We start from the raw sequence: 23,374 nt of genomic DNA on the forward strand, positions 1-23,374 counted from the left end.
GACCCGTGCGGGTCCGTCAAGTTCGCGGCTGCTGCTGCGCCTCGCGAAGCAGGGCGGATGCACAGGTGATGTTGCGCTGGCCGTACGACGCCAGCTGGTTGGCCATCTCCGACAGGCTCATCTGCTCCGAACGGAGCGAGTTGGCCTTCAGCAGCATGGGCAGATTGACGCCGGCCAGGACTTCCAGATTCATCCGCTGACACATCATCAGCGATTCCTTGCAGGGGGTACCTCCGAAGAGGTCGGCCATGATGATGACACCGTCCCCTTCATCCACGGTCTTCACCGCCTGCTTCATCTTGGCGCGGAGGTCCTCCACGGGCGCCCCCGGCTCGATGCTGCAAGTGGCCACGGCGGGCAGCTTGCCCACGATCTGTTCAGCGGTAGAGACGAGCTCATCCGCGAGACGCCCGTGCGATGCGATGACGAGGCCGACCATTGATCACCCCTGAGCAACTTCCCGGGAGATTTGCGTCCTACGCTCATCAACGACCGGACGCAACTCCGGCGAAGTTTTCCGCCTGCACCTGGGACCGCTGCCCCAACGACTTCGACTCGAAGGTAAGGCGACTGCGCCCACCATGCCTGGAATTTCAGGTCCGGGGAAGGGACAGGGTGTCGTCTGCCGGACGGGGAGCCGGGCGCGGTCTCCCCACACTTGAAGAGATGCCCGTCGCGCCCCCGCGGTGCGTGCCCTCCAGGACGAGTCCACCGTTCCCGCTCGGTGGGTAGGAAGCCGGGCGAGCCCCGCCGCAAGCAGCGCGCATCTCCGGGAAATCCCAGGAGCCTCGCAGGGGTCCAGCGGTACTCGGGGCCTCCAGGTTGTGGGGACCTGTCACATCGGGTGACGTGTTTCATGGGACGACCAGGCAGGCCCGCTGTTCGGCCGGCCGGATGCGCGCGGTGGCGCCGGCGCCGAAGGTGAGGAAGTCCTCCTCCATGCCGTCGCTGAAGATGACGCCGCCCTGGGGCATCCGCGATTCGAGCACCAGCTCGTCCCGGGCGGTGACGAAGCCGCCGACGATGTCCGCGCTGGAGTGGCGGCTGACGAAGGGTTCGCGCACGACGAAGGCCAGCCGCGCGTCCTCCCATCCGAGCGTCCAGGACTGTCCCGGCACGCCCCCTGTCTTCTGGGTGAGGCCCCGCGCCAGGGCGAACACCGAGGACAGCCAGCCGCTGGAGCCCGCGCCGGTGGACACGAGCACGCCGCTGGAGGACTGCGCCTCTTCCTGGCCGCCGTAGCGGACCTGATAGCGGGCGGAGACGTGCGTGCGCGCGCCGATGAACAGGTCGTTGAAGGCGAGCAGCCGCTGTCCGTCCTGGAGCCGCGCCTCCGCGAGCTGGACCTGACGGACCTTCGCGCGCCCTTCCAGCACGCGCAGCACCGCGCTCCGGGCCTTGGCGGGGAGGAAGGGCAGGAGCACCCCGTCGAAGCGCTCGGGGTCCGGGTTGACGCCCACGAGCGGCTGGCTGCCCACGTACTTGGCCACGTTGGCGACGAGCCCGTCCTGCCCCGCCGCCACCACCACCTCCTTGCCGGTGAAGAGGAAGGTGGGCACGAGCGAGCGGTCCACCTGCTGCACCGGCACCCCCACGTCCAGTTGGGCGCGCAGCGCGTCCACCGAGCGGCGGTAGGTGTCGTCCTCCGCCTCGAACCCGTTGAAGTCCTGGCCGGAGCGCTCCACGTAGAACTTGGCCTGCTTCTTCGTGTTGAAGCGCACCACCAGGTCCGCCAGCCGCGTCCTGCGCGTGACAAGCACCACCTTCTCGAACTTCTCGAACAAGGCCTCCTCCTCTCCTGCTCGCGCGGCGTGGACTAGCGGTCGCGGGGGTTGAAGGAATGGACGTCCGCGCGGCCGGGCTTGTGGGGCTTCGGGTCCGCGGCCGGCGCGGGGCCGGAGGCCGAGGGCAGGAGCGAGCGCAGCAGGTCCGGCGACACGTTGAGCTCGCCGATGCGCTGGGCGTTCTCCCCCATCTCGCGGAAGGCCAGGGCGATGTGGAGCGCGGGGTCGCCGCCGTTGGCGGACGTGGCCAGGAGCGTCTTCCAATCCACGTGCTTCACCGGCTCCAGCGTCTTCTCCAGGGTGTACGCGCGCGCGTCCGCGGACTGGCGCTCGTTCTGGACCCAGCGCTCCATCAGGGCGGCGCGCTGCTCCTCCACCGCGATGTCCGCGGCCATCTTCGCCTCGCGAATCTGGCGCTGGCGCTCCTCCACGACCAGCTCCGTGGCCAGCTCGCTCTCCTTGATGCGCCGCTCCTGCTCCACGGCCGCGTTGCGCCGGGCATAGATGGCTTCGTCCGCCTCGCGCTGGAGCCCCTCGCGCGCGCCCGCCTCCAGCGCGCGCGCCATCTCCGGGGTGGGCTGGATGGAGAGGACGGAGAAGGCCATCACCCGCACGCCCAGCGCCTTCACGGCCTCCGCCTCCGCCAGCGCGGCCAGCACCCGGGCCTCCATCGCGTCCGAGTGCACCAGCACCTCGCGCAGGCCCAGCGACTGTACCACCGCGCGGGCTCGCACCTGCGCCGCCTGCACCAGGCGCTCCGCCAGCTTGTCCGGGTCGTCGGAGCAGTGGCGCCCCGCCGGCGTCACCGAGTAATCCAACAGCCCCGCCAGCTTGCGCGGGTCCTCGACCCGGTAGGTCAGCTGTCCCTGCACCGTCACCGGCTGGAAGTCACGGGTGACCTCGTTGAACGCGAAGGGCACATCCGCGCTCGACAGCGGCACCGCCACCAGCGTCGTCGCCGGCTTCCAATAGAGGAACGACAGGCCCGCTCCCTCGCGGACCACCTCGCCGTCCCGGTACTGCATCACGTACGTGGTCGGCGTCGACTTCATGTATCCGATGAACATCCGCGCATCCCCCTCACTTGCAGCATCGCAATCGTGTAATTTCGACACCATCTTAGTGTCATCCATACACATTCGCAACGAAGAATGGAGGAAACGGGTGTAGGTGCCGTGGAAGCCGGTGGACGGGGCGTGCCCGGGCGTCCTTGAATCGGGGCATGACGCGCAAGCTCGGGGAGCAGTTGGTCCTGGATGGAGTGCTGACACCGGAGCTGTTGTCCCGGGCACTCTCGCGTCAGCAGGCGACGGGCCTGAAGCTGGGCGAGTGCCTGGTGCGGCTGGGCGTGGATGAGACGCCGGTGTTGCGGCTGCTGGCGCAGGAGCTGAAGACGCGCTTCGTGTCCACGGAGAAGCTGGCGCAGGCGAAGGTGGAGCCGGCGCTGCTGGAGCGGGTGCCGGTGCGGCTGGCGGAGGGCTTCGACTTCATGCCCCTGCGGCTGGCGCAGGACGTGCTGTACGTGGCCATCTCCGAACCGCAGCGGCAGCGGGCGCTGGAGGAGATCGCGAAGACGGTGGGCGTGGCCCAGGTGCTGCCGTTCGTGGCGGTGCGCCGGTCCATCCGCGCGGCCATCCGCAAGCACTACTACGCGGACACGCAGGCCTTCGAGCACCCGCCGGAGGACCTGGCGTGTCCGCACTGTGGCGCGTCGTGCAAGCCGGGGGACTTCCAGTGCGCGCGCTGTGAGCTGCTGCTCGTGCGCAACCTGGACGACCTGCCGCCCCGGGACAACGTGTCGCTGGTGCGCGCGCTGCTCACGAAGCCGGAGCAGACGGGAGCGCGCGGCGTGCCCCGCCCGCCCCAGCAGGAGGCGACGCGCGTCGTGTCCTTCCAGGCCCAGGCGAAGACGAAGGGGCCTCCGGTGCGGCCCGTCATCGTCGCGGGGCTGGACCTGGTGAACCGGCCGCTCAGTCCCTTCGAGGCCTACGTGCTGTCGTTCGTGGACGGCCGCACGGCGCTGTCGGACATGGCGATGATCACCCAGGTCACGGAGGTGGAGCTGCGCGCGCTGTTCGAGTCGCTGTCGGAGCGCGGCGTGACGAAGCTGGTGGGCACGCTGGCGTCCGCGGCGGCGCCACCCATGGAGGAGGCGCCCTCGCTCGGGAAGGAGCCGAGGTCCTCACCGTCGGCTCCGGCGGCGAAGGCCGTGGCGGCGGCACCGGCGGGGCGCGCGGCGGCGGCGCGGCCCCAGGCACCTGCGCCGGGAGCGGCGCCGGCGGCGCGGCCAGCTCCAGCGGCGGCCCCTTCCGCGCCTCGGACGGAGGACACCCACGAGGAGGTGCTCCAGCGCGTCGTGCGGCTGGAGCAGGCGGGGAGGATGGCGGAGGCGCTGGACCTGCTGGAGCGCAGCATCGCGCTGCTGCCCAAGCCCGCGCCGCTCTACAACCGCATGGGGGTCATCCTTCTGAACCACCAGCGCGACTACGAGCGCGCCAGCGCCTTCTTCCAGAAGGCCTCGGACCTGGAGCCGGAGAACAGCGTCTACACGATGAACCTGTACTCCGTGCTGGCCCTCACCGCCGAAGCCACGAACGCCGGGCAGAAGAAGCCCCGGCGCTGAGCCCACCATGCCCTCTTCCACTGAGTCCTATCTGCTCGACTTCCACGCGCGCCTCGCCGGGGTGACTTCGCGCTGGTTCGCGACCGCGCCCGTGCTGCGGGAGGGCGAGACGTTTCCCTCCACCTATGGGCTGCTGGAGGCGGTGGTGCCCCGCGACGCCGGGCCGCTGACGGTGCTCGACGTCGCGTGTGGCGATGGCTACCTGCTGGAGCTCCTGGCGAAGCGCGGGCAGCCGGGGCTGTCCCTGCTCGGAATCGACATGAGCGAGGACGAGCTCGCCGCGGCCCGGCGCCGCTTGCAGGGCGCGGCGACGTTGCATCAGGGGCGGGCCCAGTCGCTCCCGTTCGGCGACGCCAGCGTGGATGTCGTGCTGAGCCACCTGGCGCTCATGCTGATGGATGACGTGGAGACCGTCCTCGCGGAGATCCGTCGCGTGCTCAAGCCCGGGGGCACGCTGTCCATCGTCGTCAGCGGCGAGCTGGTTCGTGGCGAGTCGGTAGAGCTGTTCGCGGGGTTGTTGAAGCCCTTGCTGAGCGCGGAGGCCTCCCCTCCCGTGCCGCTGGGGGACCCCCGGGTCCGCTCCATCACGGGGCTGCGGGCGCTCCTGGGCGAGGGGTTCGTGGACGTCGAAGCGCACTCCCTCGCGGTCCAGGGTGATGGGATGCCGCACGCCGTCTGGGAGTCCCTGCTCACCACCTACGACGCGGACCGCTTGTCCGCCGCGGCCCAGGACTCGCTCCAGGCCGCGTTCCTCCAGGCCGTGGAGCCGCTGCGCCGCGCGGATGGCAGCGTGCCCTGTCGGTGGGGCATGCGTCAGGTGACGGCGACGGCCTCGCGATAGGGAACCGGTGGGACGCGAGCCCCATGAGCCTCCCCCGGAAGGGCAGTCGTCGCATCGAGGTCGACGGGGCTGAGTACCTCTGGCACATCCGGAAGCACCCAACGGATGCACAGGCGGCCTGCGCCACCCCGATGCACCTCGCGGTCCAGGCCCGCGTGGAGGGCCCGCGGCGAGTGCTGGTCGTCGAGCTCGGGGTCAGCCGCCCGGACAACGACGGAATGGACCCGCATCAGACGGGCATCAGCCCGTCCATGGTTCGCGAAATCATCCGGTGGGCACGCACCGCGGGTTGGGAGCCCTTGGGCGCGGGGCCACCCTTCGCCCTCACGTACCCCGTGGTGAAGGACACCATCGGCCTCGTCCTGTCGCGGCTCAGGAACGCGGCGCCCCCACCCCCGCCTTCGTCGGGGTGACGCGGCAGGAAGGGCCGCGTCACCCGGCGGACGTCCACGGCATGACTCGCACGGCGTCGCCGTCCTCCGTGGGCTTCGTCTCGTGGAGGGTCATCGCGAGCGCCCCCGCCGCGTCGCGCGCGTGGTGCACGATGAGCGACCGCAGGGGAACTCCCGGCAGCGCTTCCGTGAGCCAGGCGAAGCCCTCTTCCGGGGTCTTCGCTTCCAGGACGCAGATGGCGCCATGCCCCGTGAGCGCTCCGTTGCAGAGCAGCTGCATGTCCTCCAGCGTGCGCACCTCGTCCGCGACGAGCAGGTCCGGGTCCTGTCGCAGGAAGGAACGCACCGCCTGCGCCACCGTCAGCTCCGGCCCTACGCGCACCATCCCGACGGCGCCTCCCGCGCCGCCCTTCGGCTCCTCCACCGCCGCCAGCGCGTTCACGTTGTCGGGCAGCGCATCGATGAGGGCTCGGAGGGTCGTGCTGCGGCCCGTGCCGGATTCCCCCGTGAGCAGCACCAGCTGTCCGCTGAAGAGCGCCCGGTCCAGGCGGTTGAAGTGCCCCGTCAGGAACGCGGCGGCATCCCTGGTGAGCGGCAGGCTGGCGACGCGCGGGAACGCCTGACGCGTCTCCCGGTCCCGGGCCAGCACCGTGGTCCAGGTGCCCAGCGCGTCGTCGCGGAACGACACCCGGAACTCGACCTCTGGATCCGCCGCGCCCGCCGGGAAGGACACGCTGCCGCGGTCGGGCATCACCGGATCCGCGCCCCGCTTCGCGTGCGCTGTCAGCGCCTGCCCCAGCGACCGGTACAGCGCGTACGCCATCGGCTGCCGCACCGGGACCCGCTCCCCGCCGAGCAACCCCACCCGGTCCGGCGAGTCCGCACCGACGAAGAAGAACGTGATGCCCGCGTCGTACCGCGACTCCCGCCGCCGCCGTGCTTCGGCGTCGTCACCGCGTGCGCGGTCGCTGCCCCGCGCCTTCAAGCCCCCGGTCGCGTTCCCACCCGCCTCGGCATCAGCGCCCTCGTGCGCGGCCGCCTCGCGGTCCTCGCCGTCACGCGCGGCCGCCTCGCGGTCCTCGCCGTCGCGCGCGTCCGCATCGCGGTCCTCGTCCTCGCCCGCGTCCGCATCGTCGGCATCGACCTCGCGCGCGTCCGCATCGTCGGCATCGACCTCGCGCCCGTCCGCATCGCGGTCCTCGTCCTCGTCCTCACCGCCGGAGTCATCCGCGGCCCAGACGGAGAACAGCGCCGCGCCGGTCCTCGCCGCGACCTCGAAGAGGGCCGCCGCCAGGGCCTCGGGGGTCTTCGGGGACGCGACCGGTCCGGCCAGCGTCCGGCCCCCCTCTCCCAGCTTCTGGAGCAGGCTGGCGAACACGGCGTCCGGCGTGGACGGGGTCTCGGGCTTCGGGCTCGGGGGCGTCATGGGAGGCGGGACCATGGCACGCCCCGTTCCCACCGGGCCACGCCGGATGCGGCGCTCCAGCCCTGGCCCCAACGAGGGAAAGACACAGTGCGGCAACGGCCGCTGGCCTGCCGGAAGAACAGGCGAGGAAGCCTCACGGTTGGGGCTCCCCTCCAGCGTGCGCTTGGGTAACATCGCTTGATGTTCAGGCGTCTCACCAACGCGCTGCGACGGTTGTGGCGCCGGCCCTCCGAAAGCAGCCCTCCGGACCGGCGCAGCCTGCCCAGCGGCACCGAGCCCGCCGCCGCCGCGCCCCGGCGCTCGCGCGTGTCGGTCGCGGAGGAGCCGTCCCCCCAGGCCCGCCACGGCACCAGCCGCCCCCGCCGCCCCGCCGTCCGCATCGTCGCGCATGGCAGCACCTCCGGCGGCCGCAAGACGGTCCGCCGGGGCCTGACCACCGCCACCCGCTTCTTCGACCTGCACGACGACTTCCGCGCCCCCGGCCGCTGGGAACCCGGCGACCCGCAGGGCCTGGATGACAAGGTCGTGGGCGACGTGTGGATGTTCACCGCCGGGCACCCCGTCGCCGTCGACGGGCCCATGCACATCCCCAACGAGGGCCGCAGGGCGCCCCTGGACTTCTCCCTCGCGGGCGCGGGCCTCACGCCCGTGGTGCACCCTCGCGTGGCCGCCGTCTTCCAGCGCCTGGCCCCCGAGGACGTCCAGCTGCTGCCCGTGGCCATCGAGGGCCAGGCCGCCCCGTACTTCCTCCTCGTCGCCACGCGCCTCATCCGCTGCGTGGACGAAGCCGCCTGCATGGAGGTCCTCCACTACGGCCCCGGCGACGGCGTCCCCGCGCGCGTGGGCCAGTACCGCTCCGTCCGGGGCCTGCGCATCGACCCGACCCAGGTGGGCCGCGCCCGCGTGTTCCGCCCCTGGGGCTGGCCCGTCACCCTCGTCGTCTCCGAGGTCGTGAAGGAGGCCCTCGAGAAGGAGGGCATCACCGGCGCGCGCTTCACGCCCGTGACCGACACCCGGCATTGAAGCGCGCCGGGCGCGCTACTCCTTCTCGATGTCGCGGTCCCACAGCTGCACGCGGCCGTAGTCCGTGGACAGCCGGCGCACCATCTCCGCCGCCAGCGCCACCGAGCGGTGCTTGCCGCCCGTGCACCCCAGCGCCACCGTGAGGTACGCCTTGCCCTCCTTCTGGTAGCGGGGGAACAGGAAGCGGCAGAGGTCCACGACCTTGTCCAGGAACTGCTGCGTCTCCTCCCGCTCCAGCACGTACCCCGACACCTTCGGGTTCTTGCCGGTGAGCCCCTTCAGCTCCGGCACGAAGTACGGGTTCGGCAGGAAGCGCACGTCGAACACCAGGTCCGCCTGCGGCGGCACGCCGTAGCGGTAGCCGAACGACATGATGGACAGGCTGGGCCCCGTCGTGGGCTCCGGGCTGAAGCGCCCCTGCACCATGCGCTTCAGGTCGTGGACGTTGAGCGCCGACGAGTCGATGACCTGGTCCGCCAGCTCGCGCAGGTCCTTGAGGGCCTCGCGCTCCGCGTGGATGCCCTCCGCCACGGTGCCTTCCGGCGCCAGCGGGTGGCGGCGGCGCGTCTCGCTGAAGCGGCGCAGGAGGCTGTCGTCGCTGGAGTCCAGGAAGAGCACGTCCACCTGGTGGCCCGCGCGGCGCACCTCGGCGACCACCCGCGGGGCGTCCTTGAGGAAGACGCCCTCACGCACGTCCACCACCAGCGCCATGCGCTCGATGTTGCCCCCGCCCGCGAGCTCCGTGAGCTTGGGCAGGAGCAGCACCGGCAGGTTGTCGATGCAGAAGAACCCGGCGTCCTCCAGCGCCCGGATGGCGGTGGACTTGCCGGATCCGGACATGCCGGTGATGACGATGATCTGCTTGGCGGGGGCGGTCACTCGACCTCTTCTCCCAAGGTGCGGCGCATCGCCCCCTGGGCGATGGCTCGATTGAGTCGCTCGGCGAACTCTCGCGCCGAATGGTGGCCCTGAAGCTTCAACAGTTGGTTGCGCGCGGCCACCTCCACGATGGTGGCCATGTTGCGTCCAGGACGCACGGGCACGACCGACAAGGGGATGTCCACGCCGACAATCTGCAGGTGCTTGTCCTCCACGCCCAGGCGGTCGTACTCCTGGTGCGGATCCCACTCCTGCAGCTCAATCACAAGCTCAATCTTCTTCTGTTCCCGGACGGCGGACACTCCGAAGAGGTCCTTGATGTTGATGATGCCCAGTCCGCGAATCTCCATGTGGTGCTTGATGACCGGGTTGCCCGCGCCGTAGACGGCCCCCTTGCGGCGGGTGACGTCCACGATGTCATCCGCCACCAGCCGCTGGCCGCGCATCACCAGGTCCAGGGCGATTTCGCTCTTGCCGATGCCGCTCTTGCCCAACAGCAGGATGCCCACGCCGAAGACGTCCATCAGCACGCCGTGCAGGCTGCTGGACTCCGTGAGCGCGTCCTCCAGGAAGCTCTGCACGCGCTGGATGAACTCGCTGGAGAGCAGCGGCGTCTTCATCAGCGACAGGCCCGCCGCCTCGCACGCGTCCACCAGCGCGCGGGGCGCGTCCAGCGCCTTGGTCACCACCACGCACGCCAGGTCCTCCTCGCCGAAGAGCTTGGCCAGCGACGCGCGCTGCGCCTCCTCCGGGAGGGTGGCCAGGTAGGAGATCTCGGTGTTGCCGAAGACCTGAACGCGGTGGGGGTGGAGGTGTTCGGTGAAGCCCGCGAGCGCCAGACCCGGCTTCTGGATGCGCGAGGAGTCCACCGTGCGCGCCAGCCCCTGGGTGCCCGCCATCAGGGTCAGCCGCAGGTCGTGGCCCTGGTCCTCGAGGAGCTGGGAGATGCGAATGGATTTCATCGTCAGGACGTGGATATCACCCACCGGCCCCCGGAGGTGAACCCCGCCGTGTCCACCGCCCCAGCCACCTCCCCTTCCAGCCCGCCTGGAGCACCGACCGCCGCTCCCACCGAAGCGCCGTTCGAGCGCCGCCTGGGGCAGGTCCTCCTGGGGGTCGTGCTGCTGCTGGGCGCGGCCTTCCGGCTGCACTGGGCGCTCCACGACGACGGCATCTACTGGCCGGACGAGGTCTACCAGAGCCTGGAGCCCGCCCACCGGCTCGTCTACGGCTACGGGCTGGTCGCCTGGGAGTTCGTCCAGGGCGCCCGCAACTGGGCGCTCCCGGCGCTGGTGGCCGGGGTGCTGGGGCTGGGGCGGCTCCTCGGGCTGACGGACCCGGCGGGCTACCTGGGGCTGGTGAAGGGCTTCTTCGCGCTGGTGGGCACGGCCACGGCGTGGGCCACGTGGCGGCTGTCCCGCGCCGCGGGGGCCTCCACCCTGGCGGCCTCCGGAGGGGCGGCCCTGTTCGCGCTGGCGTCGGTGCCCCTGTACTTCGCCCCCCGGGCGATGAGCGAGAACGCCTCCGTGCTGCCGGTGGTGTTGGGGCTGGCGCTGGCGCTGCCGAAGGACGCGTCCCGGCGAGCCCTGGTGGCGGGGGCGTCACTGCTGGGGCTGGCGGTGCTCCTGCGGCTCCAGAACGGCGTCTTCTGCGCGGGCCTCCTGGGGGTGCTGCTGGCCCGCCGGCGGTGGCGCGAGGCGGCGGTGGCGCTGGGGGTGCTGTCCGGGTGGGCGCTGGCCTTCGGGCTGTTGGACAAGCTCACCTGGGGCCGGTGGTTCCACTCCGCCATCGTCTACCTGGACTTCAACGTGGTGCAGGGCAAGGCCGCGCAGTGGGGCACGGAGCCCTTCGGCTACTACCCGCGCATCCTGCGCACGGCGATGCCGGTGCTGTCCGTCGTCACGGGGGCGCTGGCCCTGCTGGCGCTGCCCCGGGCGTGGGGGCTGTCCGCCCTGACGGCGGCCTTCTTCCTCCTGCACGCGCTCCAGCCGCACAAGGAGCTGCGCTTCCTGGTGCCGGTGCTGCCCCTGTTCGCGGCGCTGGCGGGCGTGGGGCTGGACTCCGTGCTGCGAGCGCTGCGCGGCGGGCCCGCACGGGCCACGGCCACGGTGGCCGTGGTGGCGGGGGCGCTCCTGTCCGGCGCGGGCGCCGGGGCCCTCACCTTCGGAGAGGTGGGCCAGTACGAGCACGTGCGCCCCAAGGACAGCGCCTGGGATGACCAGGGCGCGGTGAACCGGCTGCTGGAGGCGGCGGGCAGGCGCGACGACGTGTGCGGCCTGAAGGTGGAGGCGGTGCATCTGGCGTGGACGGGGGGCTACAGCTACTTCCACCGGAAGGTGCCGCTGTATCCCCACACGGGCCCGTCCCGGGGCACCGGCCAGTTCAGCCACGTCATCACCCGGACGGGCAACGAGGGCGCGGGCACGACGGTGGCGCAGGACGGCCCGCTGTCGCTGGTGAAGCTGCCGGTGGCGGGCTGCGTGCTGGACCCCGGCTATTCGTGGCGACTGCCGTGAGGTGAGCGTCCGGGGGTGGAAGGCCCTTTGCCACCCCACGGCGGGTTGGTAAGCCACGGCCATGCCCGAATCCGACTGCCTCTTCTGCAAGATTCGCGATGGCCTCATCCCGGCGAAGGTCGTCTACCGGGACGACCACTGCCTCGCCTTCGAGGACATCAACCCCCAGGCCCCCACCCACGTCCTGTTCATCCCGAAGAAGCACATCGCCACCATGAACGACCTGACCCCGGAGGACCGGGAGCTGGTGGGCAACCTGTACATGGGCGCGGCGAAGGTGGCGCGTGAGCGGGGCCACGCGGACGCGGGCTACCGCGTGGTGATGAACACCCAGCGCGACGCCGGCCAGACGGTGTTCCACATCCACCTTCACCTGCTCGCGGGCCGCGTCCTCCACTGGCCGCCGGGCTAGCGGTCGGGTGAAGACACGCCCCGCACCGTTTGACGCGGCGCGGGGCGGCGGGTGCTAGCGTTCCCGGGCACGGGGCCGTCCCTCCTCCCGGACGGGCCCGCCCGTCATGTTCAGTGCCCAGTCGTCGCCCCAGTCCCGTCGCGCCTACTCCCGCCTCGCCGTGCTGCTGGCCTCCGTGGCCGGAGCGGTCAACGCCATGGGGTTCGTGGCCCTGGGCGCGCACGCGTCGCACATGTCCGGGAACATGGCGACGCTGGGCGAGTCCCTGGCCCAGGGCCACTGGGGCGCGGCGAGGCTCCCCGCGCAGCTGATGGGCCTGTTCGTCGCCGGCGCCTTCTGCGCGACGGGGCTGCTGGATGCCTCGCGGCACCGCACGCGGGGCCGGCACGTGGCCGCGCTGCTGGTGGAGGCCATCGTGCTGGGCGGTGTGGGCGTGGGCATGGCGTCCGTGCCTGGCGCGAGGGCGCCGGGGCTCTTGTGGGGGCTGGCCTTCGCCATGGGGTTGCAGAACGCGCTCGTCACCCGGCTGTCCGGCGCGGTGGTGCGCACCACGCACGTGACGGGGCTGCTCACCGACATCGGCATCCAGTTGGTGCAGATGCTGGCGTGGGTGCGCGACGGAATCCGGGGCGAGGGCGCGCCGGGGCTATGGCACCGCCTGAGGGACCTGCCCTCCGCGGTGCAGTTCGAGCGCACGCGGCTGCACCTGGGCCTGGCGCTGGCGTTCCTCGGGGGCTCCACGCTGGGGCCGTACCTGTTCCTGCGCCACGGGGCCGTGACGCTGGTGCTGCCGTGCGCGGTGCTGGGTGTGCTGGCGGCGCTGGACGTGCGGCTCGCCGCGCGGCCCACGCCCTCCTCCTCCACCGCGCCGGGCCGCTGACGCCGTCGCGCGGTCAGGGCGCCGTGGGCCGCGCCAGCGGGAGCTCGGGCGCGTCCGTGACGTTCGCGCTGGCCGCGTTGGGGCCCGGGAGCCGGGGGCGCAGCGCCTGGAGCACGCTGCTGCGCTCGTCCGTCCAGGTGTAGTCCGGCTCCCCTCGCAGCCCCAGGCGGCGCACGCGCGCCCGGCCCCGGGTGAAGGTGGAGCTCCAGAAGAACTCGCGGTCCGGGCTCAGCAGCATCCACGTGCTGGACACGGCGTCGTCCCCGCCCTCTCCGTCCAGCGCCACGAGCGCGGCGGACATGCCGGACGCCTGCGCGTGCGCCAGGCTGATGGGCACCAGGTCCAGGTGCTGGTTGCTGATGTGCAGCACCAGCACGCCGTGCGGCGCCAGGTGCTGGCGGTAGAGCGCCACCGCCTCCCGCGTGAGCAGGTGCACCGGGATGGCATCCGAGCTGAAGACGTCCAGGGCCAGCACGTCGAACGCCTGGGAGCCGTGCTCCAGCTCGCGCTCCAGCGAGATGCGCGCGTCGCCTTCGATGACGTCCACGTGCGCGGGCGTGTCCGACAGGAGGCTGAAGTAGCCGCCCTGGCCCCGGGCGAGGTCGATGATGACGGGGTTGATTTCGTAGAAGCGCCCCGCGTCCCCGGCCTCCAGCAGCGCGGCGCTGCTGCCCACGCCCAGCCCCAGCATGCCCACGCGCAGGGACGTGGGCAGCCCCAGGGCCCGGCGCCAGCGGCGCTGCTCGGTGAGCGCCAGTCCCAGGCCACTGTCCGGCGTGTAGTACGCCGTGGCGACGTCGCGGCGCGCAGGAAGGATGTACTGCCAGCCGTGGGTGATGGCGCCGTGGCGCAGGGCGAACTGGTGGTGCTGGGGGTCCTCCGGGGACAGCTCCAGCACACGCACCACGCCGAAGAAGTTGCGCGCGGCGAAGCGCACGCGGCCCTGGTCCGCGGCGACGAGGAGCGGCAGGTGCACCGCCACGCCCACCAGCATCGCCCCGCGCAGCACGCGCTGGACGCGGGCCACCACCGCCTCCTCGCGAGGCCGGCGCATCAACCCGGCCAGCGCCACCGCGCAGCACGCCCCCAGCGCCAGCGGGTGCTCCCAATAGGCGGTGAAGATGGCGGGCGCCACCAGGTTGACGAACACGCCGCCCAGCACCCCGCCCACGGACACCCAGAGGTAGAAGGCGCTCAGGTGGCGCGGGGCCGGGCGGCGCCGGTACAGCTCGCCGTGGCACACCATGGCGCCCGTGAAGAGCGCGGAGGCGTGGAAGAGCACCTGCCACCCCAGGCCCAGCGCGGGGCCCTCCTTGTGCGCGTACGACACCAGCACGACGGAGACGATGAGCGCCACCGAGTACGGGACGCGCGCGTAGAAGGACTCGCGCGAGAAGGCCAGGATGAAGGTGACCAGGTACACGGCCAGCGGCATCACCCAGAGGAAGGGGCCCGCCGCCACGTCCTGGGAGAGCTTGTTCGTCGTGGCCAGCAGCAGCACCGACGCGCACATGCTCAGCGCGAGCCACGCCAGCGTGCGGCCCACCCCCGGGCGCGGCGCCTCCTCCAGGGCCTCCGGGGCGGCGGGACTTCCGGCGGCCCCCGCGGGCGGCGGGACTTCCGGCGCCTTCGCATGGCGCAGCAGGTCGCGCGCGCAGGTGAGGACGCAGAGGACGAAGAAGACGAAGCCCGCGGCCCAGCCCCACGCCTGCGCGCTCCGGCCCACCCAGGGCTCCACGAGGAACGGGTAGCCCAGGAGCGCCAGCAGCGAGCCGGCGTTGGAGAGCGCGTAGAGCACGTACGGCGAGCGCTCCGGACGCGCGCGGGCGAACCACGACTGGAGCAGCGGACCGGTGGTGCTGAGCACGAAGAAGGGCAGGCCCAGCGTGGCCGCCAGCATCCGCATCAACCGGAGCACGGGCAGGTGCTCGTCCACGGGGCGCCACCCATCGCCCGGCGCCAGCGGAGAGCCCGTCCAGGAGGCCCGCGCCGCGAGCGCCCCCAGCGCCACCACCAGGAGCATCAGGTGCAGGAGGGCCTGCGTCCGCGGGCGCAGCCGCGACGCCACCGCGTGCGCATAGGCGTACCCCGCGAGCAGCACGGCCTGGAAGAACAGCATGCACGCGGTCCACACCGCGGGAGTGCCGCCGTACCACGGCAGGGCGTAGCGGCCCGCCAGTGGCTGGACGCCGAAGAGCAGGAAGGCGCTGGTGAAGATGGCGACGGCGTAGCGCACCATGCGGCCTCGGTGGCGGGGGGAGACACGACGGAACAGGGGCCCCGCGCTCATGGTGTTTCCCGCCGGGGTGACATCCCTGTCAACCCACGCCGCCCTGGAGTGAGGCAGGCGGGCGGGCCTTCACGCTCGAGGGGGAATCCCTGACGGGCTGCGAGCGGGCGGTGGCGGCAGGCCCGGGCGTGGCGGGCCTACCCCTGGGACTGCTGCGTGACCTTCAGCTTCTCGTGCATGTCACGCACGCGCTTGAGGAGCGAGGCGTCGTTGCCCCCGCCGCTCTCGGCGCTCTCGTTGATGTCGTCCGCCAGCTTCTCGAAGAGGTTGCACTGCATCTGCATGACCTCGCACCCGTGACGCCGCTTGATCGACAGGAAGAGCGACCGTGTCTGGGCCCACTCCAGGTCCAACGCGCTGGGCGCGTTGAGGTCCTTGGCGGCCGCGCGCGAAGGGGGGCCGCGCTTGGGAGGGCGTGACGGGGGCGGCTTCTTCGGAGTGGGTGCGCGCGGCGTGGGAGCCTCCTCACTCGCGGACGACTCGTCGGGGGCGAGCAGATCGTCGGACGCCAGCGTGGGCGGAGGCACGACCGGCGCGGCCGGGGGCGCCTTGGCGTCCGCTGCCGGCTGCGTCGGCTCGGCCGGGGGTGCCTCGGCGACGTCCTGGCCGGGGGGCGTCACGGGCGGATGCCCCGGGAGCGCCGCGGGACGCGTGGGGACCTGCTGCACCGGCATGGGCGGAGGCGGCGTCATCGTCCTCGAGTGCTCCAGGCCCACGGCCACGCGCATCTCGGGGATGAAGTAGAGCCCCATGCCCACGATGGACAGCGCCACGAACGCCAGGAGCGTGAACACCAGCACCGAGCGCAGCACACCGCCCTTCTTCTGGACCGGCGGCACCGGCTCGCGGCGGGAGGCGCGGACCGGCTCCGCGGGCTCCGGCCGCACGGGCATGGCCTTGCGGCGCGTCTCGTCGCGCGACGAACGCGAGGTGGACGACTCGTCCGGCTCCGCGGCGGGCGCCGGGCGAGCGGAGACTGCTCGCATGCCCGAGGAGGTGCTCGAACGCGCGACCGGCGTGCCCGGCGACGAACCGCGCACGGCGCGGCGCGACCCCGTGCGTCCGCGCGCGGGCCCCGTGGGGCCGGTGTCGGGCTCGCGGCGGCCCGCGGCGCTCGACTCGCGCAGGAGCGCATCGTCCAGCACCACGCGCGCCTGGGCGTCCTCGCGTCGGGAGGCGCGGGGCATCGGGATGCGGGGGTGCGTGTCTCCATCCCCCTCGCGCGCGGCCACGGCGTCGTCTGGATCCGCGGAGATGTACGGCACGCTGGAGTCCGACTCCAGGGCCTGCGCATCCACCGAGACCAGCTCCTCCGACGGCCGCGTGTCCTGCATCGTCGGACGGGGGACCGGACCGGAGTCCACCGGTTCGGAGTCCGGGGTCTCCAACTCGTCGGAGGCGCTGGAGCGGGAGGAACCTCCTCCGGACTGGATGGAGGGAACCTGGATGGTGGGCGCGGCGTGCGGCGGCACCGGCCGGCTGCCATTCGACGGCGTCATCGCGCCGGGGCGCGCCGACGACGACAAGGACGGCATCGCGGCGGTGGGGCGCTGACCTTCCGGAACACGGGACTCGGAGGCCCGGGGCGCGTCGAAGCCGCGTGAGGACTCCGAGGAGCGCACGGACTCGAAGCTCGGCAGGGGTTCGGGGGGCGGGGGCGCCGGCCTGCTGCCGTTCGACGGCGTCGTCACGCCCGGGCGCGACGCCAGGGACGGCATGGCGGCGGTGGGGCGCTGGCCTTCCGGAACACGGGGCTCGGGGGGACGCGGAGGCTCGAAGGGGCGGGCCACTTCGGCCGCGCGCGCGGACTCCGGGGCGCGAAGCTCGGCTCCCGCGGAGCGGCCGTCCTCGCCGCGAGGCTCCGGCCAGGGATAGGGGCTCTCGGGAAGCTCCTCATCGTCGAGCAACGGGCCGTCCGGCGGGGGCGGCGGCTCCATGAACGGCAGCGATTCCCCCGAAGTATCGAACCGCGCCGGGCCGGGGTCCGCGAACGGCATGGGCGGCGGCGCCACCGGACGCGACGCATCCGCCGGAACGAAGGGGACGGGTCCATCCACCGGACGGGCGGGCGGAGTCGACGCCACGGGCGGCACGCCCCGGGGCCCCACCGAATCCGAGAAGGGCAGCGAGCCCCCACGGTCGCTGGCGTCCGCGGCCGGCCGCGACACCTGCACCTCCGGCACGGGCGGCGCGGCGCGCGCGGACAGCCCCGGGTCCGAATACGGCAGGGCCGTGGCGCGGGGCGCGGTGGGCTCCGCGAGCGCTGCCTCCGACCGAGGCAGCGCCTCCGCGCGGGGCGCGGTGGGCTCGCCGGTCAGCGGCGGGGGCGGGGCCTCCACCGCGGCGGGGCGGTCCGAGGGGAGGCGGATGGCCGGGAGCCCCTCGAGGATGGTGGGCCGCTCCATCGCGTCGTGGCGGACCTCCACCGTGGGCGACGGCTCCGAGGACGTGGGGCTGGGCCGCGCCCTCGCGCGGGCCGCCTCCTCCAGCGCCTCCACCGGGAACGCGGGCCGGGTGGACTCATCCACCATCACGCCGGGGCGCGTCTCACCGTCGTCGCGCGCGCCGCCGCCGTCCTCGCGGCTGCGGGGCGTGGGGTGGAAGGACAGGGGCTCCACCGGGCCATCCAGGCGGATGGTCTTCGGCGGCAGCGTGGCCGGCATCGTGGGCCGGGGCGCGGGGCCCAGCGCCTCGTACGTGCCGCTGGCCCTCACGTCGCGCGGCACCTCGCGCAGGGTCGTCAGCAGGCGGCGCTCGGACTGGTAGTCCGCGGAGAAGAGGTCGCGCATGAAGCGGCTGACGCTCTCCGGGCCGGCGCTGGTGTCGATCTCCATCAGGCACGCCTGGAGGCGCCCGCGGAACTCCTCCGCCGTCTGGAAGCGCTGGCCCGGCTCCACCGCCAGCGCCTTCGCCACCAGCTGCGACACCGCCGGCGGCGTCAGCGGCTCCGCTTCACTGAGCGGCGCCACCTTCGGGTTCGCCACCACGGACATCAGCTCGCCCGGTGGCATCGCGTCGAAGGGGTTCTTGCCGGAGATGAGCTCGTACAGGCACAGGCCCACCGCGTACAGGTCGCTGCGCCGGTCCACCGGCTGGTGCCGGGCCTGCTCGGGCGACATGTAGAGGAACTTGCCCAGGATGATGCTCGGGTTCGTCTTCGCCGCCGACAGCCGGCTCTTCGCCAGGCCGAAGTCGATGACCTTCACCTCCCCCTCGTAGGAGATGAGGATGTTCTGGGGGGAGATGTCCCGGTGGACGAGCTTCAGCTCCTTCTCTTCCTCGTCCCGCTTGCGGTGCGCGTACGCGAGCGCGTCCAGCACCCGGCCCATGACGTAGAGCACGAACGTGAGCGGCAGCGGCGTCTGCCGGTCGCGCACGCGCGCGGCCACCTTGCGCAGGTCCTTGCCGTCCACGTACTCGAGGGCCATGTAGGCCTCGCCCTCGTGCACGCCCATGTCCAGCACCTGCGCGATGGAGCCGTGCCCCAGCCGCACCAGCGTGCGCGCCTCACCGACGAAGCGCTCGACGAAGTCCTGATCCTCCGCGAACTGCGGGAGGATCTTCTTGATGACGCACAGCTTCTCGAAGCCCTGCGCGCCCTCCAGGCGGGCGAGGTAGATCTCCCCCATGCCGCCGGTGGCCAGGTGCGACAGGAGCGTGTACCGGCCGAAGGGCTGCGGCCGGAAGGGACGCAATCGGGCGGGCTGGGTCGAAGAGCTCATGCGGTGCGGGGGTCCACCACGGAAAGCGCATTGAACCCCGAGCAGGGGCCCCGCTTCAACCGGTCAACCGGCCGCGCCGGCTGCCTCACCGGATACCGGGGTTGGTCAGCATGCCCATGTCCTCTTCAATCACCTCGAAGACGGCCACCTTGTCCCGAGGGGGACGCACCACCCGCTCGCCCAGGGGCATCACGTCGAAGCGGGCCCCGGTGGCCGCCAGCAGCTTGCCGGTCATCAGCACCTGCCCGGGGCCGGCGGTGGAGGCCAGCCAGCCCGCGACCCCCATCCCCTCGCCCACGGCGGTGTACTCGGTGCGCGCCTCGGTGCCGATCATCCCCACCAGCGCCTTGGTGGAGTGCAGCGCGATCCTCAGGTCGCAGCGCTCGTCTTGCGGCCGGCGGGCCATGCCCCGCTCCCAGTCCGAGCGCAGCGCCAGGGCGGCCCGCACGGCGCGCACCGCGTCGTCGCCCTTCGCGTAGGGCACGCCGAAGAGCGCGCGCATGGACTCGCCGAGGAAGCCCTCCACGGTGGCCTCGAAGCTGAAGACGATGCCGCTCATGCGCGCGTGGAAGTCGTTGAGCAGCTGCGTGGCCCGCGCCGCGCCCAGCCGGCCAATCACGGCGCCGAAGTCCGCCAGCTCCGCGTGCAGCACGGTGAGGTTCTTCTCCTCCAGCCCGGGCAGCTTGCCCCCCACGCGCTGGGCCTCGGCGGCGCGGCGCTCGGCCACCTCCGGCGAGTGGAAGCGCTCCAGGTTGCGCCGCATCCGGTCCGTGCCGGAGCCGTCGCGCACGGCGAAGCGCTGCACGCCGCTGGCCACCAGGTGGGCCACCGCGGTGCAGGCGTCCAGCATCAGCTCCAGGCTGGTGTCCCCCTCGCCGGGGACGTTGACGTAGAGCACGCCCGCGAAGGGCGGCTCGGTGCCGATGGGGATGCACAGCACCCGGTCCACGCCATACATGATGACGCTCTCGCGTCCGGCGAAGCGGCGATCATCGCGCACGTCGCCCACCGCGAGCGCGCGGCCCTGGCGGAGGGCCTCATCCACGATGGCGTCCGACACGGGCACCTCGCCCTTAGCGAGCCGTCCCCGGTGGCGCACGGCCGCGGGCACCAGCGGCCCCGTGGCGTGCTTGAGCAGCACCACCGCCGTCGTCGCGTCGGTGCGCTCCAGGAGCCGGTCCATCGCGGACTCCAGGAACGCGGTCAGCGTGCGCGCGGTGGCCAGCGCCTCCGCCGCGTGCACCAGCAGCACCAGCGTCTCATACGACACGCGAGGGCTGGCGACCGCGGAGCCCGTGGGCACGGGAGAGGGGCCGGAGAACGCGTCGTCGAACGGCAGCGGCCCCACGTTGTCCAGCAGGCGGAGCACCTCCGCGTCCTTCACGTTCTTCGCCAGCAGCACGGAGGGGCCCACGTCCGTGCCGTGCCCGAAGCGCACGACGCCGCCCGCGCCCAGGTCCATCATCTCCGTGGCGGCGTTCTCCACCGTGTGCGGCTGGCGCACCGCCAGGGTGTTCTCCCCCAGCGCCACCGTGTCGCCCGCACCCAGGTTCTTGCTGCCCTGCAGCGGCGCGCCGTTCACCCGGCTGCCGTTGCGACTGCCCAGGTCCTCGATGCGCAGCACGTCACCTTCGACGTACAGGCGAGCGTGCCGGCGCGACACGAGGTCACCGCCCAGCACGATGTCGTTCTCGTCGGCCCGGCCGAGGCTGGTGACGCCCTCCGGCAGGTCGTACGACGTGTCGAAGTAGCCGGGCCCGTTGATGATGATCTGCCACATCGGGCGCACGACATTACACGACCTCCCAATCTTCCGAGAGTCCGAGACGCTTTCCCGTGGAATACGGGCGTCCAGGCAAGGCCTCGGACGCCCTCTCGCGTCGCGTCATGCCCTCCGGACACCCGATGTGGTGGAGACCCGGGGTCGGACTTCACCTGGGGCGAAGGATGGACTTCACCTGGGGCGAAGGATGAAGAGCGAATCACCCACGCGCAGGGTGCGATAGGCGGCGAGGGGCCGGGTCGCGGGCCCCCGGAGGACCTGCCCCTCCAGGCCGAAGCGCGACCCGTGGCAGGGGCACTCCACCAGCCCCAGGGTCCCGTCCCAGGCCACCGCGCAGTCGCCGTGGGTGCACGTGCGCCACACCGCCCGGTAGCAGCCGTCCGCCGCGTGCACGACCACCACGTCCAGGAGGGCGGAGGGGACGCGGACGCGGTCACTTCCCCCGGGCTCGCGCAGGGCGGGATGGTCCGCGAGGGGGACCTCCACCCAGCCCTCCTCCGGCGGTCCCGGCAGGCCCGTGTCACCGCACCCGGCCGGGCCCGCGTCGGGCACGGCGTCCGGACCGGGCAGCACCACGGCCTCGCGCCAGTCGCCACCGCACCCCAGCGCGGCCAGGGCACAGGTGCCGCGCAGGAGCGTGCAGAGCGCCTGACGGCGGTCCACCCCACCCGCCTCCACGTGCTCCCGAGGCGAATGGAGCGGGGGTTTGCTCACGGGGTGCCGCCGTCGGCCAGCTGGCCATTCACCACGGCGAGCGCATCCAGGTCGAAGCCGCCGGAGGTGCCGCCGTAGCTGTTGAGCCCCGTGTCGGTGAGGCGGACGAAGCGCGCGCGGGCAAGGCCCACGTCCGCCAGGTCATAGCCGTCCCCGCCCGCCACGGCCGGGTCGATGGGGGAGACGCCGTTGTCGGGGCTCGAGAGCACCGGATGCGTGCCGGCGCAGCCCGGGTAGCCCCCGTCCTTGTCGGTGGGGTCGCAGGGGAAGTCGAACCACGTGATGCCGTCGTCGCTGACGGACACGGTGGCCGTCTCCGCGAAGATGTCGCCGCCAATCTTCTGGAACGCGTTCTCGAACACGAGCAGGTCCACGCCCGGGCCGTCCACCGCGACCAGGTCGGTGAACTCCAGGGTGATGGAGCCGCCCCGCCCCAGCGACAGCACGTCGAGCGAGCCCGCGAACTGCCCCGCCCCCACCGGAGGCCCCAAGACGACCGCCGGGAAGCGGTCCTGCCCGAAGCCGGCGAAGTCTCCGAAGTGGTACGCCGTCACCCGGTCCGCGAACGGATCCACGGGCCGCGTGCCCGCGTCGACACCGGCGTCCGTGCCGGCATCCGCTTCGGTGCCGGCATCGGAAGCCGCTCCGGCGTCCGTCCCGGCGTCCACGCTGTCCTCCGCGGGCGGCGGCATGTCGGGGTCGCCGGTGCACGCGCCCAGGGCCAGCAGCGCGCCGAGCGCGAGCAGCAGGCGCCGCATCACGGGCCCTGCCGGATGCGCACGAGGCGGCGGCCGTGGATGTCCGTCACGCCCACGAGCAGGTCCGAGCCCAGCGACGACAGCAGGTCCACGGACGTGCACCTGTCCACGACGGTGAGCACCGCCTCACGCGCTCCCACGCTGAGGGGCTGGCCGCCGCCCAGGCCCGGCGTGAGCGAGAAGCGGGACACGTCGGTGACGCCGAAGCCCGCCGTGGCGCCGTAGCCGCCGCGCACCACCGCCACGCCATTGCCGAAGCCCGTGGCGGCGTTGAAGTCGCTGCCCACCTCCAGGCGCGGCTCGTTCACGAGCACCACCGGCGTGCGCGAGGCCAGCGCCTCGCCCAGCTTCGCGTACGACACGGCGTGGGCCACGTTCACGTACGTGTCCGCCGCCGAGTAGCCGAACACCGCGATGTTGTTCGCGGAGACAGCGGTGAAGCCGCTGGCGCCCACCTGCGCGGGGAAGTCCGCCACCTTCACGGCGGCGTAGGGCTTCGCGGAGGTCACCAGCGCGTAGACGCCCAGGCCGGACGACACCGTGTCCAGCCCCCCTCCGTTGATGAAGAACGCGTCGGCCATGCCCGCGGCGGAGTAGTTGCCCGGCGCGCTCAGGTAGAGGGCGGCGTCCCGCGAGGACGGCTCCACCACCGCGACGCTGCCCGGGAAGCCCGCGGCCGGCTTCGTGTAGCCCGCGAGCAGCCGCGTGCCGTCATAGGCCAGGAAGTAGGACGGGAAGGTGTTCGCGGCGTCGGCGCGATCCGCGGGAGCGAGCACGGTCTCGAGCGCGGCCTCCCCCAGCTTCACCTCCGGCCAGGTGCCCAGCGCGAAGAAGTCGCGGCCCGTGGCCGTCGTGCGCAGCGCGAAGAGCGAATACGTGGGGCCGGGCGTGGCCACCACCGCGACCACGTTCGGGGACAGGGACGCGGCCTCCAGCACGGTGAAGCCCGCCTGGAGCTGGAGCGTGCCCAGCTTCGCCTCGCGCGGCACGGCGTCGCACGCGTCGGTGCCGCCGTCCGTGCCCGCATCCGTCCCGGCGTCCGTCCCCGCGTCCGAGCCAGGACCCGCGTCGGTGCCGGCATCCGTGCCCGCGTCGGGAACGATGTCCACCGGGACGCACTTGTTCTCCACGCACATCCAGGACCGGCCTTCCGAAATCGGGGCCTGGTCGCGGCACTCGGCGGCGTCCTCGCACTCGTTGTCGCCGCAGCCTGTCCCGCCCAGCACCACCGCCAGCAGGGCGCCCATCAGCGCCGCGCGCTGGCCCTTCGCGCCCACCCGCTTCGTGTCGGTCCGCATCGTGTCCTCGTTCCTTGCCCGCCGCGTGGAGGC

At 72.7% G+C, this 23,374-nt stretch carries 19 protein-coding genes; 7 read left to right on the forward strand and 12 right to left on the reverse strand.

Going from position 1 to position 23,374, the window contains the following annotated elements; genetic code table 11:
• Window positions 1-16: 16 nt before the first annotated feature.
• From GTY96_RS26435 to GTY96_RS26445, 3 genes are all read right to left on the reverse strand, one after another.
• Window positions 17-439, reverse strand: a complete 423-nt coding sequence (locus GTY96_RS26435) for a PTS sugar transporter subunit IIA (protein WP_161666181.1) — start codon at window positions 437-439, stop codon at window positions 17-19.
• A gap of 415 nt (window positions 440-854) precedes the next feature.
• Entirely contained in the window at window positions 855-1,784 is a 930-nt protein-coding gene (locus tag GTY96_RS26440) for a diacylglycerol kinase catalytic domain-containing protein (RefSeq protein WP_161666182.1), read from the reverse strand.
• Between the two features lie 32 nt (window positions 1,785-1,816).
• Entirely contained in the window at window positions 1,817-2,851 is a 1,035-nt protein-coding gene (locus tag GTY96_RS26445; protein WP_143902600.1) for an SPFH domain-containing protein, read from the reverse strand.
• Between the two features lie 155 nt (window positions 2,852-3,006).
• On the opposite strand from GTY96_RS26445, the gene GTY96_RS26450 reads away from it, so the two are divergent.
• From GTY96_RS26450 to GTY96_RS26460, 3 genes are read left to right on the forward strand one after another with little or no spacing between them, the layout of a single operon-like run.
• Window positions 3,007-4,407 (forward strand): GspE/PulE/PilB domain-containing protein, encoded by a 1,401-nt coding sequence (locus GTY96_RS26450; protein ID WP_161666183.1) that lies wholly within the window; start codon window positions 3,007-3,009, stop codon window positions 4,405-4,407.
• 7 nt (window positions 4,408-4,414) lie between these two features.
• A complete protein-coding gene (locus GTY96_RS26455; protein WP_143902604.1) occupies window positions 4,415-5,248 on the forward strand; it encodes a class I SAM-dependent methyltransferase in 834 nt (277 codons plus the stop codon).
• A 23-nt stretch (window positions 5,249-5,271) separates the two neighbouring features.
• Window positions 5,272-5,661, forward strand: a complete 390-nt coding sequence (locus GTY96_RS26460) for a hypothetical protein (protein ID WP_161666184.1) — start codon at window positions 5,272-5,274, stop codon at window positions 5,659-5,661.
• A 19-nt stretch (window positions 5,662-5,680) separates the two neighbouring features.
• Here the strand turns inward: GTY96_RS26460 and GTY96_RS26465 are convergent, their stop codons facing one another.
• Window positions 5,681-7,066: an ATPase, T2SS/T4P/T4SS family gene (locus tag GTY96_RS26465; RefSeq protein ID WP_161666185.1), complete on the reverse strand. Its 1,386-nt coding sequence runs from the start codon at window positions 7,064-7,066 to the stop codon at window positions 5,681-5,683.
• Window positions 7,067-7,246: 180 nt separating this feature from the next.
• Here GTY96_RS26465 and GTY96_RS26470 point away from each other — a divergent pair, with 180 nt between their 5' ends.
• The gene (locus GTY96_RS26470) at window positions 7,247-8,089 is read left to right on the forward strand and encodes an imm11 family protein (protein ID WP_143902610.1); all 843 of its coding nucleotides are present in this window, start codon (window positions 7,247-7,249) and stop codon (window positions 8,087-8,089) included.
• A 15-nt stretch (window positions 8,090-8,104) separates the two neighbouring features.
• Here the strand turns inward: GTY96_RS26470 and rapZ are convergent, their stop codons facing one another.
• Together rapZ and hprK are read right to left on the reverse strand one after the other, a co-directional pair.
• A complete protein-coding gene (gene rapZ / locus GTY96_RS26475) occupies window positions 8,105-8,968 on the reverse strand; it encodes an RNase adapter RapZ (protein ID WP_143902612.1) in 864 nt (287 codons plus the stop codon).
• Window positions 8,965-9,930 carry an HPr(Ser) kinase/phosphatase gene (gene hprK, locus GTY96_RS26480; protein ID WP_143902614.1) on the reverse strand — a complete coding sequence of 322 codons (966 nt, stop codon included), beginning with the start codon at window positions 9,928-9,930 and terminating at the stop codon, window positions 8,965-8,967. The genes rapZ and hprK overlap by 4 nt, the downstream gene beginning before the upstream one ends.
• Before the next feature lie 9 nt (window positions 9,931-9,939).
• On the opposite strand from hprK, the gene GTY96_RS26485 reads away from it, so the two are divergent.
• From GTY96_RS26485 to GTY96_RS26495, 3 genes are all read left to right on the forward strand, one after another.
• Entirely contained in the window at window positions 9,940-11,484 is a 1,545-nt protein-coding gene (locus GTY96_RS26485; protein WP_161666186.1) for a glycosyltransferase family protein, read from the forward strand.
• 61 nt (window positions 11,485-11,545) lie between these two features.
• On the forward strand, window positions 11,546-11,896 hold the full coding sequence (locus GTY96_RS26490; RefSeq protein WP_143902617.1) for a histidine triad nucleotide-binding protein: 351 nt from the start codon (window positions 11,546-11,548) through the stop codon (window positions 11,894-11,896).
• A gap of 106 nt (window positions 11,897-12,002) precedes the next feature.
• Window positions 12,003-12,776 (forward strand): YoaK family protein, encoded by a 774-nt coding sequence (locus GTY96_RS26495; RefSeq protein ID WP_143902619.1) that lies wholly within the window; start codon window positions 12,003-12,005, stop codon window positions 12,774-12,776.
• Between the two features lie 13 nt (window positions 12,777-12,789).
• Here the strand turns inward: GTY96_RS26495 and GTY96_RS26500 are convergent, their stop codons facing one another.
• From GTY96_RS26500 to GTY96_RS26530, 6 genes are all read right to left on the reverse strand, one after another.
• Window positions 12,790-15,015, reverse strand: a complete 2,226-nt coding sequence (locus GTY96_RS26500) for a fused MFS/spermidine synthase (RefSeq protein WP_161666265.1) — start codon at window positions 15,013-15,015, stop codon at window positions 12,790-12,792.
• A 188-nt stretch (window positions 15,016-15,203) separates the two neighbouring features.
• Complete coding sequence (locus tag GTY96_RS37905; protein ID WP_235685884.1) at window positions 15,204-18,788, reverse strand: serine/threonine-protein kinase; 3,585 nt, start codon at window positions 18,786-18,788, stop codon at window positions 15,204-15,206.
• Window positions 18,789-18,873: 85 nt separating this feature from the next.
• Window positions 18,874-20,568, reverse strand: a complete 1,695-nt coding sequence (locus GTY96_RS26515) for an FHA domain-containing protein (RefSeq protein WP_143902902.1) — start codon at window positions 20,566-20,568, stop codon at window positions 18,874-18,876.
• Window positions 20,569-20,742: 174 nt separating this feature from the next.
• A complete protein-coding gene (locus GTY96_RS26520; RefSeq protein WP_255442260.1) occupies window positions 20,743-21,285 on the reverse strand; it encodes a QcrA and Rieske domain-containing protein in 543 nt (180 codons plus the stop codon).
• Window positions 21,282-22,043, reverse strand: coding sequence for a cell surface protein (locus GTY96_RS26525; protein WP_161666188.1), 762 nt, complete (start codon window positions 22,041-22,043; stop codon window positions 21,282-21,284). Before GTY96_RS26525 ends, GTY96_RS26520 begins: the two co-directional genes overlap by 4 nt.
• A complete protein-coding gene (locus GTY96_RS26530) occupies window positions 22,043-23,341 on the reverse strand; it encodes a hypothetical protein (protein ID WP_161666189.1) in 1,299 nt (432 codons plus the stop codon). Before GTY96_RS26530 ends, GTY96_RS26525 begins: the two co-directional genes overlap by 1 nt.
• Window positions 23,342-23,374: the final 33 nt, after the last annotated feature.

It is taken from the genome of Corallococcus silvisoli (genome assembly GCF_009909145.1).
GTDB lineage: Bacteria > Myxococcota > Myxococcia > Myxococcales > Myxococcaceae > Corallococcus > Corallococcus silvisoli.

What these genes read in the sequence shown, in the direction of transcription:
- GTY96_RS26435 (WP_161666181.1), bottom strand. Translation starts at nt 439, where the DNA reads ATGGTCGGCCTCGTCATCGCATCGCACGGGCGTCTCGCGGATGAGCTC.
- GTY96_RS26445 (WP_143902600.1), bottom strand. Translation starts at nt 2,851, where the DNA reads ATGTTCATCGGATACATGAAGTCGACGCCGACCACGTACGTGATGCAG.
- GTY96_RS26450 (WP_161666183.1), top strand. Translation starts at nt 3,007, where the DNA reads ATGACGCGCAAGCTCGGGGAGCAGTTGGTCCTGGATGGAGTGCTGACA.
- GTY96_RS26455 (WP_143902604.1), top strand. Translation starts at nt 4,415, where the DNA reads ATGCCCTCTTCCACTGAGTCCTATCTGCTCGACTTCCACGCGCGCCTC.
- GTY96_RS26460 (WP_161666184.1), top strand. Translation starts at nt 5,272, where the DNA reads ATGAGCCTCCCCCGGAAGGGCAGTCGTCGCATCGAGGTCGACGGGGCT.
- GTY96_RS26465 (WP_161666185.1), bottom strand. Translation starts at nt 7,066, where the DNA reads ATGACGCCCCCGAGCCCGAAGCCCGAGACCCCGTCCACGCCGGACGCC.
- GTY96_RS26470 (WP_143902610.1), top strand. Translation starts at nt 7,247, where the DNA reads ATGTTCAGGCGTCTCACCAACGCGCTGCGACGGTTGTGGCGCCGGCCC.
- hprK (WP_143902614.1), bottom strand. Translation starts at nt 9,930, where the DNA reads ATGAAATCCATTCGCATCTCCCAGCTCCTCGAGGACCAGGGCCACGAC.
- GTY96_RS26490 (WP_143902617.1), top strand. Translation starts at nt 11,546, where the DNA reads ATGCCCGAATCCGACTGCCTCTTCTGCAAGATTCGCGATGGCCTCATC.
- GTY96_RS26495 (WP_143902619.1), top strand. Translation starts at nt 12,003, where the DNA reads ATGTTCAGTGCCCAGTCGTCGCCCCAGTCCCGTCGCGCCTACTCCCGC.
- GTY96_RS26500 (WP_161666265.1), bottom strand. Translation starts at nt 15,015, where the DNA reads ATGGTGCGCTACGCCGTCGCCATCTTCACCAGCGCCTTCCTGCTCTTC.
- GTY96_RS37905 (WP_235685884.1), bottom strand. Translation starts at nt 18,788, where the DNA reads ATGAGCTCTTCGACCCAGCCCGCCCGATTGCGTCCCTTCCGGCCGCAG.
- GTY96_RS26515 (WP_143902902.1), bottom strand. Translation starts at nt 20,568, where the DNA reads ATGTGGCAGATCATCATCAACGGGCCCGGCTACTTCGACACGTCGTAC.
- GTY96_RS26525 (WP_161666188.1), bottom strand. Translation starts at nt 22,043, where the DNA reads ATGCGGCGCCTGCTGCTCGCGCTCGGCGCGCTGCTGGCCCTGGGCGCG.
- GTY96_RS26530 (WP_161666189.1), bottom strand. Translation starts at nt 23,341, where the DNA reads ATGCGGACCGACACGAAGCGGGTGGGCGCGAAGGGCCAGCGCGCGGCG.